Consider the following 17,089-nt stretch of genomic DNA (forward strand, 5'->3'; position numbering starts at 1 on the left):
CGCAGGCCGCCGCACCGCGCCGGACGGCCCCGCGTCCCGGCGCCCGGCAGCCCCGGCCGACGCGGCTGCGACCCAGCGCGCCGCCGCCGACGGCCCCGCAAGCCGCCGCCCTGCACCGGATGGCCCCGCGAGCGCCGCATTCCGGCGCCCGGCCCCGACCGACGCCGACGCGGCCGCACCCCAGCGCTCCACGCCCGACAGCCCGGCCCCCCGCCGGACGGCGAACGCCGAAGGGCTCGCCTCTCAGCGCGCCACCGGCGAAGGCCCGGCAGGCCGCCGCACCGCCGCTTCGGCCAACGCCGAAGGAGTCACCCCTCAGCGCGCCACCGCCGACGGTCCCGCAGGCCGCCGCACAGCCGCCTCGGCCGACTCGGCTGCTGCCCCCCAGCGCGCCACCGGCGAGGGCCCCGCAGGCCGTCGCCCCGCCTCGGCCGACTCCGCCGCACCCCAGCGCGCGACCGCCGAGGCCGGTTCCGCACCCCAGCAGCCGTCCGCCGTGCCGCCGCGGGGCGAACTCGATCCGCTGACCATGACCGATGAGATGGAAGCGATCGACGAGGCGACCCAGTACCGCCGCAAGATCGACCACACCCTCGCCCGGTTCTCCGCCGCCCACGACGAGATGGAAGCCGAAGAGGCCAAGCGGCGTGAACGCCGTGAACGGCTCTCGCCCACCTCCTTGCTCGAGAGCACCCGCACCGCCCTGCATCGCGTCGTCACCACGGCACCCGAAGAGGCCCAGGTCGACGCCGAACAGACCCGGTTGCAGGAAAAGAAGCAGCGGAAGCTCGACCGGTCGGCCCGGTTCGGGCGGATCGCCGCCGCCGTCGTGGCCGGGCTCGTCTTCCTCGGGATCGGGGGTGCCTGGGGGGCGCAGACCTACTTCGACGCCAAGTTCACCCAGGTCTCCGCGCTCGACGAGAACTCCGCCGACATCCAGGACGCCGAGGCGCAGGCCAACGACGAGAACTTCCTGATGGTCGGCTCCGACACGCGCGACGGTGCGTCCGCCGAGGAAGGCGTCGGCACCGCCGACAGCACTCCGGGCGCCCGGAGCGACACCGTGATGGTCGCGCACATCCCGGCCGACCGGAAGCGGGTCGTCGTCACGTCGTTCCCGCGCGACCTCGAGATCAACCGCCCGGACTGCCAGAAGTGGGACCCGGCCCAGAACAAGACGACCGCCGAGATCTACAAGGGCGCGAAGTTCGCCAAGCTGAACACCGCCTACGCGGTTGGCGGCCCGGCGTGCGTGACCAAGGTGATCCAGCAGATCACCGGGCTGCGGATCAACCACTTCGTCGGCATCGACTTCAACGGCTTCAAGGAGATGGTCGACGCGGTGCACGGCGTCACCATCAACAACGAGATCCCGATCGACGACAGCATCCTCGGCAAGGTGCTGCTGCAGACCGGCGAGGTGACGATCTCCGGCGACCAGGCGCTGAACTTCGTCCGCGCGCGGCACGTCAAGGGCGACCCGACGTCGGACTACGGCCGGATCAAGCGGCAGCAGGAGTTCATCGGCGCGCTGCTGAAGAAGGTCATGTCCTCGGACGTCGTGCTCGACCCCGGCAAGCTCGGCGACTTCATCAACGCCTTCGCGAAGGCCACCTTCGGCGACAACCTCGGCGTCAAGCAGATGATGACGCTGGCGCAGTCGATGAAGGGCCTCGACCAGTCGAAGATCACGTTCCTCACCGTCCCGACGGTCGGCATGGCCAACACCCGCGGCAACGAGGTCCTCGTCGTCAGCAAGACGAAGGCCCTCTTCGACGCGCTGCGCAACAACACCGCGCTGCCCGACCCGAAGGCGGCGGTCCCGGTGAGCGAGCAGGCCCCGCCGTCGACCAGTACGTCGAAGCCGAAGAGCAGCGGCACTTCGAAGTCGACCACCACCCGCAAGAGCACCACCACGGGCTGACCCGCGAGGATCGTTAGTCCGGGTTCACGTGCGGTTCACTCGACGATTCGGTGTTTGGCCATGGTTGGCCGTAGGGTTGGGCCATGCGTGAGGCTTACCATGTCGAACTCGAACAGCTCGCCGACAACCTGGCCGCGATGTCGGTCCAGGTCGCCGAAGCGATGGAGCGGGCCACGCGGTCACTGCTGGAGGCCGACCTGGGCCTCGCCGAGCAGGTGATCAGCGACGACGCCAAGGTCGACGACGCCCGCGCCCAGTGCGAGGAGCAGGCGTACGCGCTGCTGGCCCTGCAGGCGCCGGTGGCGACCGACCTGCGCACGGTGCTCGCGGCGATCCACGCCGCCGAAAGCCTGGAGCGGATGGGCGACCTGGCCCTGCACGTGGCGAAGGCCGCGCGCCGCCGTCACCCCGAACCGGTGCTGCCGGACGCGGTGCGGCCGTACTTCGCCGAGATGGGCGAGATCGCGGTCAAGCTGGCCCGCCAGACCGAGCAGGTCATCAAGACGAAGGACGTCGAAGCGGCGAAAACGCTCGAGTCCGACGACGACGAGGTGGACGACATCCACCGCCACCTGTTCACGGTGCTGATGGACCGCGAATGGCCGCACGGCGTGGCCGCGGCGGTCGACGTGACGCTGCTGGGCCGCTTCTACGAGCGCTACGCCGACCACGCGGTGTCGGTCGCGAAGCGGATGATCTTCGTGGTCACCGGCAAGATGCCGGGCTACGGTTCCAACGAGGACGTCTGAGCCGTACCAACGAAGAAAGCCCCCGGCCGCGGCCGGGGGCTTTCTTTTGCTCCACTTAGGACAAAAAGAAGGCCTTTCTCGCCGGCCCCGAGCGCCGGCGAGAAAGGCCTTCCGCAGCAACGGCTACTCAGCCGAAGCGACCGGAAATGTAGTCTTCCGTGGCCTTCTCGTCCGGGTTGGAGAAGATCTTCTCCGTGTCGTTCAGCTCCACCAGCCGGCCCGGCTGCCCGACGCCGGCGAGGTTGAAGAACGCCGTCTGGTCGGAAACCCGGGCCGCCTGCTGCATGTTGTGCGTCACGATGACGATCGTGTAGTCCTTCTTCAGCTCCCCGATCAGGTCCTCGATCGCCAGCGTGGAGATCGGGTCGAGGGCCGAGCACGGCTCGTCCATCAGCAGCACGTCCGGCTGCACCGCGATCGCGCGGGCGATGCACAGCCGCTGCTGCTGACCGCCCGACAGGCCGCCGCCCGGCTTGTTGAGGCGGTCCTTGACCTCGTTCCACAGGTTCGCGCCGCGCAGGGCGCGCTCGGCGATGTCGTCGAGGGTCTTCTTGCCCTTGGTGCCACCCAGCTTCAGCCCGGCGACGACGTTGTCCTTGATGGACATCGTCGGGAACGGGTTGGGACGCTGGAACACCATGCCGATCGTGCGGCGCACCTGCACCGGGTCGACCGCCGACGCGTAGATGTTCTCGCCGTCCAGCAGGACGTCGCCCTCGACGCGGGCGCCGGGGATGACCTCGTGCATGCGGTTCAGCGTGCGCAGCACCGTCGACTTGCCACAGCCCGACGGGCCGATGAACGCGGTGACGTTGCGCGGCGGCACGGAAAGGGTGACACCGTCCACGGCGTGGAACTTGCCGTAGTAGATGTCGACGTCCTTGACATCGAGTCGTTTGGCCATCAGGAACAGCTCACTTCTTCTTCGGGGCGACGAGGCGCGCGAACACGGTGGCGAGGAGGTTGATGATCGCGATGATGAGCACCAGGGTCAGTGCCGCGCCCCAGATCCGGTCGAAGCCGACCGAGCCGGGATCCATCGAGTTGGTGACGCGCTCGTTGTTCATCAGCAACGGCAGTGCCGCCTGCTCGCCGCTGAAGATGTCCCAGTTCGTGTAGGCGGAGTAGCCGACCAGGACCAGCAGCGGCGCGGTCTCGCCCATCACCCGGGCCAGCGCCATCATGATGCCGCCGATGATGCCGGACATCGCCGTCGGCAGGACGATCTTCATGATCGTCTTCCACTTCGGCACACCCAGCGCGTACGACGCCTCGCGCAGGTCGTCCGGGACGATCCGCAGCATCTCCTCCGACGAGCGGACGACCACCGGGATCATCAGCAGCACCAGGGCCAGCGACACGGCGAAACCGCTGCGCGGCAGGCCGAACGTGGTGATCCAGAGCGCGTAGATGAACAGCGCGGCGACGATCGAGGGGACACCGGAGAGGATGTCGACCATGAACGTCGTGGCCTTCGCGAGCTTGCCGCGGCCGTACTCGACGAGGTAGATCGCCACGAGCATGCCGATCGGCACCGCGATGATCGCGCAGACCAGGCCCTGCAGCAGGCTGCCGATGATGGCGTGCAGCACGCCGCCGCCGACCTCGTCGGACAGGTAGTTGCCCAGGTCCTGCGACCACCAGTTGGAGTAGGGGATGCGCCTGATGCCGTTCGCGACGACCGTGTAGAGCACCCACACCAGCGGGACGACGGCGATCAGGAACGACAGCCAGACCAGCGTGGTCGCGAGGCCGTTCTTGACCTTGCGGGCCATGCTGACCTGCTGGAACGCCGGTGTCGTGGCAGGGGCTTCGAGCGTGGTGGCGGACATGCTCAGTCTCCCTTCTTGCCGATGACGGACCGGGCCGCGAAGTTCACCAGGAAGGTGAGCACGAACAGCACCAGGCCGGCCGCGATGTACGCGCCCGCCGAGATCTGGTTGTTGAACTCGCTGTAGTTGGCGGCGATCTTCGAAGCGAACGTGGCGCCGCCGTCGAAGAGGCTCCAGTCGAAGTTCTTGCCCTGCGGGATCAGCAGGATGACGGCCAGCGCGATCGTCTCACCCAATGCCCGGCCGAGGCCGAGCATGGACGCGCCGACGTAACCGGCCTTGCCGAACGGCAGCACCGTGGTGCGGATGACCTCCCAGCGGGTGGCGCCGAGCGCGAGCGCGCCCTCCATGTGCGGGGTCGGCGTGCGCTCGAAGACCTCGCGCGAGAGCGACGTGATGATCGGCAGGATCATCACGGCCAGCACGATGCCGGCGGTGAAGATCGTGCCGCGCACGCTCGGCGCGACGTTGCCGGGGGCCAGCAGCGGGAACCACGAGAACGTGTCGTTGATCCACTGCGAGAACGGCTCGATCGCCGGGGCGAACACGAGGATGCCCCAGAGGCCGAAGATGATCGACGGCACCGCGGCGAGCAGGTCGACGACGTAGCCGAACGGCCGCGCGAGCCGTTTCGGCGCGTACTGGGTGAGGAACAGCGCGATGCCCAGCGAGACCGGCATCGCGATGATCAGCGCCACGAGCGACGTCGCCACGGTCACCTCGAGCAGGTCGAGGATGCCGAACGACATGTTCGCGGGGTCGTTGGTCGACCAGCCGTGGTTGGTGAGGAAGCTGCCCTTGTTGGCCTGCAGCGCCGGGATCGCCTGGATGAGCAGGAAGAGCCCGATCAGGCCGATCAGGGCGACGACGAAGACACCCGCCCCGGTGGTCAGGTTCTGGAAGATGCGGTCACCGGGCCGCACCTTCTTCGGTTTCTCGCTCGCGGGCGGCTCCGGCGCCGCCGTCGAGGCTGTTTGCTCCGAAATCGGATCCTCCGGGGGCGTTGTGGCGGACGACGAACGCCCACCGGGGTCGCCGGTGGGCGTTCGCGTCGAGCTTGACTCGCTCATCGACTACTTCTGTCCAGCCTGTATCACTCGGATGTCAGTCGCAATGCCAGGTCAGGAGATGGCCTTGACCGCGGTCAGGACCTTGGTCTGCAGCGACTGCGGGATCGGAACGTAGCCCTTGGCGGACAGCGGCTGCTGGCCGTCGGTGGCGGCCACCGTCAGGAACGCCTTGACGGCCTTCGCGACGTCCGCGTTCGCGTACTTCGAGCAGACGATCTCGTAGGTCGTCAGCAGCAGTGGGTAGGCGCCCGGGGTGTTGCTGGCGTAGATGCCGTTGAGGTCGAGCGCGAGGTCGTTGGAGCCCTCGTTGAGGAACTTCGCCGCGTCGAGGGACTTCGCCACGTTCGCCGCGTTGAGCTCGACGCCGCCGGAGCCGCTGTCGATCAGGGCGGGGGTCAGGCCGTCCTTGGCGAACGCGCCCTCGACGTAGGTGATGCCGCCGTCGGAGGCCTTCACCGCGGTCGCGACGCCATTGGAGCCCTGCGCACCGTTGCCGACACCGCCGTTGAACTTCTTGCCGGCACCCTTGGTCCAGTCGGCCTTCGCGGCCGCGCCCAGGTACTTCTGGAAGTTGTCGGTGGTGCCCGATTCGTCGGCGCGGGAGACGACCTGGATGGGCTTGTCCGGCAGGTTCAGGCTCTCGTTGCCCTTGACCGCCTTGATGGCCGGGTCGTTCCACTTGGTGATGCCACCGCTGAAGATCTTCGCGGTCACCGACGGGGTCAGCGTCAGCTTGTCCACACCGGACAGCTTGTAGGCGACCGCGATCGGGCCGACGACGAGCGGGATGTTCCAGGCGTCGCTGGCGCAGCGGGCCTTGGCGGCCGCGGCGTCGGCGTCCTTGATCGGCGAGTCCGAGCCGCCGAAGTCGATCTGGTTGGCGTTGAACTGCTTGACGCCCGCGCCGGAACCGCTCGGGTTGTAGTTGACCTGCTGGCCGGCGCACTTCTTGCTGTACTGCTGCGTGAAGATGTCGATGGCGTTCTTCTGGGCCGACGAACCTTCCGCGGAGAGCGGGCTCTTGCCACCGCACTCGACGTCGGCGGTGCCGGTCGCAGCGGGCGCCGAAGCCGAGTTCGAGCTGCTGCTGTTGGTCGCCGCGGGGTCGGAACCACAGGCGGCGAGCACGAGGGCGGCGCTCGCGACGATGCCCACCGCGCTCAGGGGCCGCATGATCTTCACTGCTGTTTCCTCCATCAGGAGCTTGACCGGGTCGTCGCGGCGTGCTGCCGCGCCGGATCCGGACATTAGGCAGCCCCGGTGGACGGTCGCCCCTGTCCAGGTGAACGCAAAGTGAACAAGGCCGCCGATGTGAGCAGTGCTACTAGTCTGAAAGTGCGCCGTGTCCCGGCCGTGACCTGCGCGTTCGCGCACCGTGACGAGGTGTTCTCGCGGTGTCCATCGTGGTCACCGACCGTACTGGACGTCGGTTTCGTGACGGGTGAACCCCAGCTTGGTGTAGACCGCCAGCGCCGCCGCGTTGTCGCCCTCGACGTACAGGATGATCTGCCGCAGCCCGCGGCTCGCGAGGTACCGCAGCCCGGCGAGCGTGAGCGCCCGCCCCAGCCCGCCACCCTGCGCGGCCGGGTCGACGCCGACGACGTACACCTCGCCGACGCGCTCGCCGCCGAACCGGCCGGGCGTCGGTTCGTGCACCTTCGTCCAGTGGAAGCCGATGACCTCGCCCCTTTCTTCGGCGAGGAAGAAGCCGTCCTCGTCGAACCACGCCCGGCGCTCGTCAGCCCGCACGTCTTCGACCGTCAGGGCGCCCTGCTCGGGGTGCCAGTCGAAGGCCCGCGCGTTGACCCGGACGACGGCGTCCTCGTCCTGCCCCGGCACGAACGTCCGCAGTGAGACGCCGTCACGCAGGATCGGCTCCGGCCAGTCCGCGCCTTCGACGTCGACGTGCAGGATCAGCAGCTCGCGCTTGCGCTCCAGGCCGGTCTTCAGCGCCAGTTTCCGCGCGGCCGGGTGGTCGCCGTGCGCCCAGACCCGGAAGCCCACCGCGGCCCGCTCGTCGAGCGCCTGAAGCAGCTTCGCGCCGTAGCCGCGGTTGCGGTGGGCGGGGTGCACGAACAACTCGGCGACCTGGTGGCCGAACGAGTTGCCCGTGGTGTTCAGGTGCGCGTAGCCGACGACTTCGCCCTCGACGCAGGCGACGAGGTGCTCACCGCCGTCGAACTCGCCGGGCAGTGCGCCCGCCGGCTCGACTTCGGGCCGCCCGTCGGCTTCGCGTACGGCCAGCAGCAGCCGGCGCACGTCCTCGAGTTGCTGTTCGTCCAGTTCCTGGCGCCACTCGCCGTCTCCGCTCACCCTGCGACCGTACCCGCGACGGACGCAACGCGACGGCTGTGCGAGACGTCTTCCGTGCGCGGAAGGGGGATCGGTGGGCGAGTCCGGGAGTACTACGCAGTCATTCGGCCGTGACGGTGGTCGGATTGGTACTGATCAGTACCGTGTCGGCCGGGGCCTCGGCGGTCGCCTGCACGGGCACGCCCGGACGCGGGCCGCCGCTCTTGGCCGGCCGCTCGAACTTGTAGCCGACGTTGCGGACCGTGCCGATCATCTGCTCGTGCTCGGGGCCGAGCTTGGCGCGCAGCCGCCGGACGTGCACGTCGACCGTGCGGGTGCCACCGAAGAAGTCGTAGCCCCAGACCTCCTGCAGCAGCTGGGCGCGGGTGAACACCCGGCCCGCGTGCTGCGCGAGGTACTTGAGCAGCTCGAACTCCTTGTAGGTGAGCTCGAGGGTGCGCTTGCGCAGGCGCGCGGTGTAGGTCGCTTCGTCGATCACCAGCTCACCCACCCGCAGCTCGGCGTCGACCTGCGCGGAACCGCCGTCGCGGGTCGTGACCAGCCGCAGCCGGGCGTCGACCTCGGCCGGGCCGGCGGTCGGGAGCAGGATGTCGTCGGTGCGCCACTCGGCGCTGACCGCCACCAGGCCGCCTTCGCCGACGACCGCGATGATCGGCGTGGCCGCCTCGTCCTCGCCGGTGCCCTTGAGCAGGCGGCAGAGGCTCTTCGCCGAGGCCAGGTCACTGCGGGCGTCGAGGAGGATCACGTCACGGTGGCCCGCGTCGAGCAGGGCCGTCACCTCGGGAGCACGGACGCGTACGGTGTGCGGCAGCAGGTCCAGTGCGGGCAGCACCGCGGTGGCGTCGGCCTCTGCAGTCAGTACCAGAAGGTCCAGGCTCATCAGCCGCACCGCCTTCTCGTGTCGTCGCCGCACAGCGGCGTTGGTCGGTGCTAAGTGAGAATAGCGGCAGAACGGCCGGGCACCTAACCCTTGCTGGATCGATCACACCTGGGGGAATCCGGGTGTCCCCGAAGAACAGGAGTACGGACGCGATGGTGAGCAGGCCCGTGACCCGGGACGACCGACCCGCACCGAGGCCCGACGCACGACGCCGCGGCCGCCGCGCCCGGCGCTGGGTGATCGCCATCGTGGTGCTGGTCTTGCTGCTGGTCGGCGCCGATTTCGGGGCCGCCGCGTTCGCCGAGCACATGATTTCGCAGAAGGCCCGCACCCAGCTGCAGCTGAACGACGACCCGTCGGTGACGATCCACGGTTTCCCGTTCCTCACCCAGGCGCTCGGCGGTGACTACAGTCACATCAGCGTGTCCGCCGCCGGTCTCCCGGTCGCGAACAAGCTGCAGGACGTCGCGGTGAACGCCGAACTCGAGGACGTCAAGGCGCCGCTGTCCGACATCACGAACGGCAACACGAAGGCGATCACCATCGGCAGGCTGACCGGTTCGGTCACCATCAAGGCCGCCGACCTGGCCCGCCTGTCCCCGCTGAACAAGATCAAGGACCTGCGGATCGAGCCGTCGACCAGCGAGTACGTCCAGAACGGCGACAGCGGGCAGAGCGAGCCGGCGCCGACCACGACGAAGACCACCGAGGGCCAGGCCGACCAGGACGAGTCGAGCACCGGTGTCCGCATTTCGGGACACCTTCAGTTCGCGGGCAAGGATCTGGAAATCTTCTGCTTCGCGATGATCGAGGCCGACGCCGCCAAGGGCGCGATCAACTTCCTCCCCAAGCGGCTGCAGTTCGGGAACGACCAGGAGACCACCGTGGTCCCCGCGGCGGTGCAGAAGGCGCTGATGCCGAACTTCAACGCCTCGATCAGCACGAAGGACCTGCCGCTGTCGGTCACCCCGACCGGCGTGCGGGTGCAGAGCGGATCGGTGACGATCAAGGGCAAGGCGGCGAACGTGTCCTTCGCGGACCTGAGCAAGTAGGGAGCGGTGCAGTGACGGGGCTGTGGGTGCTCGTGGCGACGCTGGTGGCCGCCGCGGCCGTCGGCGCGCTGCTCAAGGCCCGCAACGGCCGGGTGCGCGACGCCAAACCCGCGCGCGAGCTGCCCGCCCCCGTCACCGCCGCGCTCGACCCGGCGTCCGCGGTGACGCTGGTCCAGATCTCCACCACCTTCTGCGCGCCCTGCCGGCACGCGAAGGCCGTGCTCGGGCCGCTGGCGGAGCGAACCGACGGCCTCCACCACGTCGAACTCGACGTGACGAACCAGCCGGAGGTCGCGCAGTCGCTGGCCGTGCTGCGGACGCCGACCACGATCGCGCTCACCCCGGACGGCCGGGAGCTCCTGCGCGTCGGCGGCGTCCCCAAGGGCCCGGAACTGCTCGCCGCTCTCCGGCCGTATCTCACTTCTCGGACGCCCTGACCAGGGCGTTGTCCCAGAAAACGGGAATCGTCCCAAGGTATGAACGTGGTTCCCACTCTGAGGGAGCTCTGGGTACCCTCGCACCCGTGACCGGGCTGACCACCTTCTTGACGCAGCGACGCGCAGTCGACCTCTGCCGCGTCCGCAGCAGCCTGTGTCGTGTTCAGCCCGACCGGCGCTGAACCTTTCGATCCGGTCCCCACCAGCCCTGATGCCGCTGACGCGTGCCGTTCGCACGCACCCTCTCCGCCCAGCTGGAGGATCCATGTCCGCCGGACCGGCCGTCGACCCGCGAGGCCCGCGGTTCGCCGCCATCCTGACCACGATCGTGCTCGCGGTCGTGCTGGTCACCGAGTGGTGGCTGCTGCTCGCGGTCCAGACCGTCGTCTTCGCGATCGGCGCCTTCATCGGGCTGAAGCAGGCGCCCTACTCGATCGTCTACCGCGCGCTGGTGGCTCCGCGCCTCGGCCCGGCCGACGAGCGGGAGGACGCGGCGCCGCTGCGGTTCGCCCAGGCCGTCGGGTTCGTGTTCGCCCTGGTCGGCACGGTCGGCTTCGCCTTGGGGATCACCCCCCTCGGCATCGTCGCGACGGCGTTCGCGCTGTTCGCGGCCTTCCTCAACGCGGCCTTCGACTTCTGCCTCGGCTGCGAAATGTACTTGCTGATCAAACGCTTCAGCCCCGCCCGCGCGTCGTCCTGATGAACAACCAAGGAAGAGAGTTCTGTCCCATGAGCCGTGAAGACGTCCTGGTCACCACCCAGTGGGCCGAGGAGAACCTGGACACCCCCGGCGTCGTGTTCGCCGAGGTCGACGAGGACACCACCGCCTACGACGCCGGCCACATCCGGGGCGCGGTGAAGTTCGACTGGCGGAAAGACCTGCAGGACGGGGTGCGCCGCGACTTCGTCTCCAAGGAGGGCTTCGAGAAGCTCCTCTCGGAGAAGGGCATCTCCAACGACGACCTCGTGATCCTTTACGGCGGCAACAACAACTGGTTCGCCGCGTACGCGTACTGGTACTTCAAGCTGTACGGCCACGAGAAGGTCAAGCTGCTCGACGGCGGCCGCAAGAAGTGGGAGCTCGACGGCCGTGAGCTGAACTCCGACGAGGTCAAGCGCGCCGCGACCGAGTACCAGGCGCAGGACCAGGACCTTTCGCTGCGCGCGTTCCGCGACGAGGTCGTCCAGTCGATCGGGTCGAAGAACTTCGTCGACGTGCGCTCCCCGGACGAGTTCTCCGGCAAGCTGCTCGCCCCGGCGCACCTGCCGCAGGAGCAGTCCCAGGTTCCCGGTCACATCCCCGGCGCGCTGAACGTGCCGTGGGCGAAGGTCGCCAACGAGGACGGCACCTTCAAGACCGAGGAAGAGATCAAGGAGCTCTACAAGGACGAGGGCATCGACGAGGGCAAGGGCACCATCGCCTACTGCCGCATCGGTGAGCGCTCCTCCATCGCCTGGTTCGCGCTCCACGAGCTGCTGGGCTACGAGGACGTGAAGAACTACGACGGTTCATGGACGGAATACGGCTCGCTCGTCGGCGTGCCGGTCGAGTTGGGAGCCAAGTGATGGCGGTTGACGACAGCTGCGGCGCACCGGTCCAGGAGGCCACGCCGGCGGACTACGACACGCGCGGCCAGGTCGTGCTGGCCGGCAAGGTGACGGGCGCGAACGGGCCGGTCGGCGGCGCGTTCGTCCGGCTCCTCGACGGCGGCGGTGACTTCACCGGCGAGGTCGTCTCGTCGGCCGACGGCGACTTCCGCTTCTACGCGGCACCGGGCGAGTGGACGGTGCGCGCGCTGCACCGCTCCGGCAACGGCGAAGCCTCGGTCACCGCCGAGGGCCCGGGCGTGCACCAGCTGGCCATCTCGGTCGCCTGAGTCCTGGTTCAACCCGCGAAGGCCTTCCTGCTCCGGCAGGGAGGCCTTCGCGGCGTTCCGGCCGGGTGACTGTGCTCACCGCGGCGACCCTGCGCCGGGCCGCCCGGGACCCGGCGGACTATTCTGCGGGGCGTGGAAGCCTTCTTTACGACTCTGCTGGTCCTCGCCGGCATCGCGATCACCTGGTTCGCCGTGTACGTCGTCTACCGGCTGTACGCGGACCAGCGCTGACCCATGACCGCCAGCGGCGACGAAGCCATCGTGGCAGCGGAGAGGCGCGCGGAGAGCACTCGCGCCCGCAACCTCCCGCTGTGGGACGACCTGCCCATCCCGAACGACACCGCGAACCTGCGCGAGGGACCGAACCTCAACGACGCCTGCCTCGCGCTGCTGCCGCTCGTCGGCGTCTGGCGCGGTGAAGGCGAGGTCGGCTACCCGACCATCGACGGCCCCCGCAAGTTCGCGCAGCAGCTGACGATCTCCCACGACGGCCGCCCCTTCCTGATCCACGAATCCCGCGCGTGGCTGCTGGACGACGACGGCAACGTCATCCGCCCCGCCGCCCGCGAGTCCGGGTTCTGGCGGCCGCAGCCGGACGACACGATCGAGCTGCTGCTCACGCACAACACCGGCATCGTCGAGCTGTACTACGGCAAGCCGCGCAACCAGACGTCCTGGGAGCTCGGCACCGACGCGGTGATCCGCACGGCCACGGCCAAGGACGTCACCGCGGCCCAGCGCCTGTACGGCCTGATCGAAGGCTCCCTCGGTTACGTCGAGGAGCGGGCGATGGCGGGCCAGGAGATGCAGCCGCACACCTCGGCGCTGCTGCACCGCGTCGCCGGCTGACGCCGTGCGCTGGCGGCGGTGTGGCGAAGACGCCGCCCTGCTCGACTGCGACTCGCTGGAGCAGATGCGGGCCGCCCACGCCACCGTGCTGGCCGCACGCCCGCCCGGCGTCGTCGACCTCGTGCCGGGCGCGCGCAGCCTGCTCGTCGTCGGCGGTGTCGCGGCCGTGCGGGCCCTGCTCGAAGACGCCGATCTCGCGCACCCGCCCGCGGACGAGCCGCGGGAAGTGACCCTCGACGTCCGCTACGACGGCGAGGACCTGGCCCTGATCGCGGCCGACGCCGGAGTTTCGCCCGACGCCGTCGTCTCGATGCACACCGAAGCCGGCTACACCGTCGCGTTCACCGGGTTCGCCCCCGGTTTCGGCTACCTGACCGGGCTTCCCCGGCCGCTTCGGCAGCCTCGCCTGGAGTCGCCGCGGACTCGCGTCCCAGCCGGGTCGGTGGGGCTCGCCGGCGAGTTCACCGGCGTCTACCCGCGCGAGTCGCCCGGCGGCTGGCGGCTGCTCGGGCACACGTCGGCGACGCTGTTCGACCCCCACGCGGACCCGCCCGCGTTGTTCGCGCCGGGGGACCGCGTCCGCTTCCGGAGCGTCCGGTGAGGAGCCTGGAGGTGCTCGATCCCGGGCGGTACGCGCTGGTCGAGGACCTGGGCCGGCCCGGCTACGCCCACCTGGGGGTCGCGCCTTCGGGCGCCCTCGACGCCGCGTCGCTGCGGCTGGCGAACCGGCTCGCCGGCAACCCCGAGGACGCCGCCGGCGTCGAAGCCCTGCTCGGCGGCCTCTCCGTGCGGTTCACGTCCGCGGTGACGGCCGCGGTCACCGGCCCGGCGGTCGACGTCCGGGTCGACGGCCGTCCCGCCGGCTCCCACGCGCCACTGGCGGTTCGCGCGGGCCAGACACTGGCGCTGGGCACGCCGTCGACGGGCCTGCGCTGCTACCTGGCGGTCTCCGGCGGCATCGCGGTGGAGCCGGTGCTGGGCAGCCGGTCCCGGGACGTCCTGTCCGGCATCGGGCCGCCGCCGTTGCGCGCCGGAGACGTCCTCCCGCTCGGCGAGCCCGGGATCCCCACGGGCGCGGACGTCATGGTGTCCGTGCGGGCGCCGGGTGAGCTTGTGGTGCCCGTGACGCTCGGCCCCCGCGACGACTGGATCGACGACCCGGCCGGCGGCCTCTCGGCGGGGTGGACGGTCACGGCCGAGTCGAACCGCGTCGGCCTGCGCCTGGACGGGACGCCGCTGCGCCGGGCCGTCGACGGCGAGCTGCCCAGCGAGGGCGTCGTGACCGGCGCGATCCAGGTACCGCCGAGCGGGCTGCCGGTGGTGTTCCTCGCCGACCACCCGACCACCGGCGGCTACCCGGTCGCCGCCGTCGTCAAGACGGCCGCGTTGAGCGCCCTCGCACAGGCTCGGCCGGGTACCCGAATCCGGTTCCGGCCTTCCTGAGCAAGGCGTACCGCCGCGCGGGTGAGACCCGGCTCACCCCGTGCACCCGTCCGGGTAGGGGCTGGAACCTTGGCGCGCCGTCGCCCGTCCTCATAAGCGTGGAACAGGTGACGATCAGCGGTGGCACGGGTTTCCTCGACGTGAACGCGCGAGCGCGGGCGGAGCTGCCGCAGTCGCTGCGGATCGCGCTGGCCACCGGGCAGCTGCGCCGTCCGCTGGCCACCACGCTCGGCCCGGTCCTCGACCTGCTCGTCGACGGCGACTACCGGGTCAGCGGCCCGGAACGGCTGCCGGCGGACCAGGAGCTCACGCCGACCGACGCCTGGCCGCCGTCGGACGAGGCCCGCGTCGGCTACTACCGGACAGCCATCCGCACCGGGCACCGGCCGGTCGCGGTGGTCCTGGCCGGCGGCGAAAACGAGCTGATCATCGACGGCCACCACAAGATCGCCGCCTACCGCGCCGAGGAGGTCGCCCCCGCCGTCGTCCGGATCACCCAGGGTCAGGCGTACTCGCCTTCGTAAGCCGCGACCAGTTCGGCGTACGCCGCTTCGGAGTCGGGCAGCCGCTCGCCGTCGAGCGTGTGCACGCGAGTCAGCTTGCGGACGCTGGAGGCCATGAACACGCCGTCGCCCTCGACCAGGTCGCGCACGGTCAGCGGCTCCACCTTGACCGCCCAGCCTGCCTTCTCGGCGCCGCGGAACACCGCGGCCTGGGTGGTGCCCGGCAGGATCCCGATGCTCGACGGCGGCGTGTAGAGCGTGCGCCCCTTCGCGAGCACGACGGTCGACGTCGGCCCTTCGAACACCGAACCGTCGGCCGCGGTGAAAATCACATCTTCGGCACCGCGGCGGCGGGCCTCCCGCACCGCGGCCATGTTCACCGCGTACGACAGCGGCTTCGCCCCGAGCAGCAGCCACGGCGCGCGCTCGGCGAGATCCGGCGGGAAACCGCGTTCGAGGGTGATCGCGGCGACGCCTTCGGCGCGCGCCTTGATGATCGACGGCGCGATCTCCGAACCGAGCGCGAAGCCGGTCGGCACCGCGGCCGGGTCGCCGTCGGATCCCCTCGTGTACACCAGTTTCAGCACCATTTCCGGCCCGCCTGCCCACTTTTCGAGCACCAGCGAAACGACCCGCTCCCAGGCCGCGAGGTCGGGCTCGGGCAGGTCGAGCATGGCGGCCGAACGGGCCAGCCGCTCGAGGTGCGGCCGCAGTTCGCGGGGCCGGCCGTCGACGACGAGGATCGTCTCGAAGACGCCGTCACCGCGCATCAGCCCGAGGTCGTCGACCTTGATCTGGGCGAGGTCGGGGTCGGCCGGGGTTCCGTCCAGGAAGACGAGCACGCGCATGCGCACACGGTACTGTGCCCACCGGGACCAATCCGACCACAGCCACGGCCGAATGACTTGGCAACAACGGTTGCGTTCCGTGCAGGGGGTCGGCCTTCTTTTGGCCGGATCGGTACTCACCTAGGCTGGGTGGTATGCCGTACCGCTCGCCGCTGCTGGACGTGCCCCGATCGATCCCTTCACCTGACGACCACCCCGAAGCCGGCGTCCCCTGGCATTGGGGAGACCCCTTCGCGGAGCAGCGCACGGCCTCGCGCAGCGTGGTCGTGATCGACCGGTCGCACCGCGAGTTCCTCGCCGTGACCGGCGAAGACCGGCTGTCGTGGCTGCACCTGGTGATCTCGCAGCACGTGACCGGGCTGGCCGAGGGCTCCGGCACCGAGGCGCTGGTCCTCGACAGCCAGGGCCGTGTCGAGACGCACATGGTCCTGGCGCACCTCGACGGCACGGTGTACCTCGACACCGACCCCGGCCCGAGTGTGACGAGCGCGCTGCCCAAGGGCGGCCCGCAGACGCTGCGCGAGTACCTCGAGGCGATGAAGTTCTGGTCCAAGGTGGACATCCGGGACGCGACCGGCGAGCTCGCGCTGCTCACCGTGCTCGGCCCGGACGCCGAGCGCGTGCTGAGCGCGGTCGGCGCCGAGGTGGGCCCGGAGCCGTACGCGGTGGCGGCGCTGCCGGGTGGCGGGTTCGCGCGGCGGATGCCGTGGCCCGGCCGCTCGAGCGTCGACCTGGCGGTGCCGCGCGAGGCGCTCGTGGACTGGTGGAAGCGGCTCACCGACGCGGGCGCGCGGGCGGCGGGCAGTTGGGTGTTCGACGCGTTGCGCGTCGAGTCGCTGCGGCCGCGGCTGGGCGTCGACACCGACGACCGCACGATCCCGCACGAGGTCGGCTGGGTCGGCTCGGCCGCGCACGTCGCGAAGGGCTGCTACCGCGGCCAGGAAACGGTGTCGAAGGTCCACAATGTGGGACGGCCGCCGCGGAACCTGCTCCTGCTGCACCTCGACGGCTCGCCCGAGGTCACCCCGGAACCCGGTGACCCGGTGCTGCTGGACGGCCGCACGGTCGGCCGGATCGGCACGGTGATCCAGCACCACGAGCTCGGCCCGATCGCGTTGGCGCTGGTCAAGCGCTCGACGCCGGTGGGCGCGGAGCTGCTGGCGGGGTCGGAGGACAACCTCGTCCAGGCGGCGATCGACCCCGACTCCGTGCCGTCGGAACAGCCCGCGCCGGGCCGTGCGGCAGCGGCGCAACTTCGTGGCTGATCGAAAGCCCCTGACAGCGAGATCACGCTCAACCGGGATAAACTGCG

19 protein-coding genes are annotated in these 17,089 nt (G+C 70.2%); 12 read left to right on the forward strand and 7 right to left on the reverse strand.

The genetic code is table 11. The annotated features are described in order from the left end of the window. Nucleotides 1–496 precede the first annotated feature (496 nt). Both ISP_RS46115 and phoU read left to right on the forward strand, forming a co-directional pair. Nucleotides 497–1,924: an LCP family protein gene (locus ISP_RS46115; RefSeq protein WP_013230710.1), complete on the forward strand. Its 1,428-nt coding sequence runs from the start codon at nucleotides 497–499 to the stop codon at nucleotides 1,922–1,924. 83 nt (nucleotides 1,925–2,007) lie between these two features. Beyond that, nucleotides 2,008–2,673, forward strand: a complete 666-nt coding sequence (gene phoU, locus ISP_RS46120) for a phosphate signaling complex protein PhoU (protein WP_013230711.1) — start codon at nucleotides 2,008–2,010, stop codon at nucleotides 2,671–2,673. A 127-nt stretch (nucleotides 2,674–2,800) separates the two neighbouring features. Here phoU and pstB read toward each other — a convergent pair whose 3' ends face one another. The 6 genes from pstB to ISP_RS46150 form a co-directional block, all read right to left on the reverse strand. Continuing rightward, nucleotides 2,801–3,577, reverse strand: coding sequence for a phosphate ABC transporter ATP-binding protein PstB (pstB, locus tag ISP_RS46125; protein ID WP_013230712.1), 777 nt, complete (start codon nucleotides 3,575–3,577; stop codon nucleotides 2,801–2,803). A 10-nt stretch (nucleotides 3,578–3,587) separates the two neighbouring features. Further along, nucleotides 3,588–4,505, reverse strand: coding sequence for a phosphate ABC transporter permease PstA (gene pstA / locus ISP_RS46130; protein ID WP_013230713.1), 918 nt, complete (start codon nucleotides 4,503–4,505; stop codon nucleotides 3,588–3,590). A 2-nt stretch (nucleotides 4,506–4,507) separates the two neighbouring features. After that, a complete protein-coding gene (pstC, locus tag ISP_RS46135) occupies nucleotides 4,508–5,428 on the reverse strand; it encodes a phosphate ABC transporter permease subunit PstC (protein ID WP_013230714.1) in 921 nt (306 codons plus the stop codon). Between the two features lie 198 nt (nucleotides 5,429–5,626). Further along, nucleotides 5,627–6,757: a phosphate ABC transporter substrate-binding protein PstS gene (pstS, locus tag ISP_RS46140; RefSeq protein ID WP_013230715.1), complete on the reverse strand. Its 1,131-nt coding sequence runs from the start codon at nucleotides 6,755–6,757 to the stop codon at nucleotides 5,627–5,629. A 225-nt stretch (nucleotides 6,758–6,982) separates the two neighbouring features. Further along, the gene (mshD, locus tag ISP_RS46145) at nucleotides 6,983–7,888 is read right to left on the reverse strand and encodes a mycothiol synthase (RefSeq protein ID WP_013230716.1); all 906 of its coding nucleotides are present in this window, start codon (nucleotides 7,886–7,888) and stop codon (nucleotides 6,983–6,985) included. Nucleotides 7,889–7,988: 100 nt separating this feature from the next. After that, nucleotides 7,989–8,768, reverse strand: coding sequence for a winged helix-turn-helix transcriptional regulator (locus ISP_RS46150; protein ID WP_034284398.1), 780 nt, complete (start codon nucleotides 8,766–8,768; stop codon nucleotides 7,989–7,991). Nucleotides 8,769–8,920: 152 nt separating this feature from the next. On the opposite strand from ISP_RS46150, the gene ISP_RS46155 reads away from it, so the two are divergent. The 9 genes from ISP_RS46155 (at nucleotide 8,921) to ISP_RS46195 (ending at nucleotide 14,950) form a co-directional block, all read left to right on the forward strand. Beyond that, nucleotides 8,921–9,820 carry an LmeA family phospholipid-binding protein gene (locus ISP_RS46155; RefSeq protein WP_013230718.1) on the forward strand — a complete coding sequence of 300 codons (900 nt, stop codon included), beginning with the start codon at nucleotides 8,921–8,923 and terminating at the stop codon, nucleotides 9,818–9,820. A gap of 11 nt (nucleotides 9,821–9,831) precedes the next feature. Beyond that, a complete protein-coding gene (locus tag ISP_RS46160) occupies nucleotides 9,832–10,257 on the forward strand; it encodes a TlpA family protein disulfide reductase (protein WP_013230719.1) in 426 nt (141 codons plus the stop codon). Nucleotides 10,258–10,522: 265 nt separating this feature from the next. Further along, nucleotides 10,523–10,957, forward strand: coding sequence for a DUF4395 domain-containing protein (locus tag ISP_RS46165; protein WP_013230720.1), 435 nt, complete (start codon nucleotides 10,523–10,525; stop codon nucleotides 10,955–10,957). A 29-nt stretch (nucleotides 10,958–10,986) separates the two neighbouring features. After that, complete coding sequence (locus ISP_RS46170; protein ID WP_013230721.1) at nucleotides 10,987–11,823, forward strand: sulfurtransferase; 837 nt, start codon at nucleotides 10,987–10,989, stop codon at nucleotides 11,821–11,823. Next, on the forward strand, nucleotides 11,823–12,134 hold the full coding sequence (locus ISP_RS46175; RefSeq protein WP_014467851.1) for a DUF1416 domain-containing protein: 312 nt from the start codon (nucleotides 11,823–11,825) through the stop codon (nucleotides 12,132–12,134). Before ISP_RS46170 ends, ISP_RS46175 begins: the two co-directional genes overlap by 1 nt. A 234-nt stretch (nucleotides 12,135–12,368) precedes the next feature. Next, complete coding sequence (locus tag ISP_RS46180; RefSeq protein ID WP_014467853.1) at nucleotides 12,369–12,983, forward strand: heme-binding beta-barrel domain-containing protein; 615 nt, start codon at nucleotides 12,369–12,371, stop codon at nucleotides 12,981–12,983. A 4-nt stretch (nucleotides 12,984–12,987) separates the two neighbouring features. Beyond that, nucleotides 12,988–13,584: a 5-oxoprolinase subunit B family protein gene (locus tag ISP_RS46185; protein WP_013230724.1), complete on the forward strand. Its 597-nt coding sequence runs from the start codon at nucleotides 12,988–12,990 to the stop codon at nucleotides 13,582–13,584. After that, on the forward strand, nucleotides 13,581–14,426 hold the full coding sequence (locus tag ISP_RS46190) for a 5-oxoprolinase subunit C family protein (protein WP_378251000.1): 846 nt from the start codon (nucleotides 13,581–13,583) through the stop codon (nucleotides 14,424–14,426). The genes ISP_RS46185 and ISP_RS46190 overlap by 4 nt, the downstream gene beginning before the upstream one ends. A 98-nt stretch (nucleotides 14,427–14,524) precedes the next feature. Further along, complete coding sequence (locus ISP_RS46195) at nucleotides 14,525–14,950, forward strand: hypothetical protein (protein ID WP_176742205.1); 426 nt, start codon at nucleotides 14,525–14,527, stop codon at nucleotides 14,948–14,950. Here ISP_RS46195 and ISP_RS46200 read toward each other — a convergent pair. Next, nucleotides 14,929–15,777, reverse strand: a complete 849-nt coding sequence (locus tag ISP_RS46200; RefSeq protein ID WP_013230727.1) for an aminodeoxychorismate lyase — start codon at nucleotides 15,775–15,777, stop codon at nucleotides 14,929–14,931. The genes ISP_RS46195 and ISP_RS46200 overlap by 22 nt on opposite strands. A 134-nt stretch (nucleotides 15,778–15,911) precedes the next feature. On the opposite strand from ISP_RS46200, the gene ygfZ reads away from it, so the two are divergent. Further along, the gene (ygfZ, locus tag ISP_RS46205) at nucleotides 15,912–17,042 is read left to right on the forward strand and encodes a CAF17-like 4Fe-4S cluster assembly/insertion protein YgfZ (protein WP_013230728.1); all 1,131 of its coding nucleotides are present in this window, start codon (nucleotides 15,912–15,914) and stop codon (nucleotides 17,040–17,042) included. The last annotated feature ends 47 nt before the right edge of the window (nucleotides 17,043–17,089 follow it).

It is taken from the genome of Amycolatopsis mediterranei, assembly GCF_026017845.1.
GTDB lineage: Bacteria > Actinomycetota > Actinomycetes > Mycobacteriales > Pseudonocardiaceae > Amycolatopsis > Amycolatopsis mediterranei.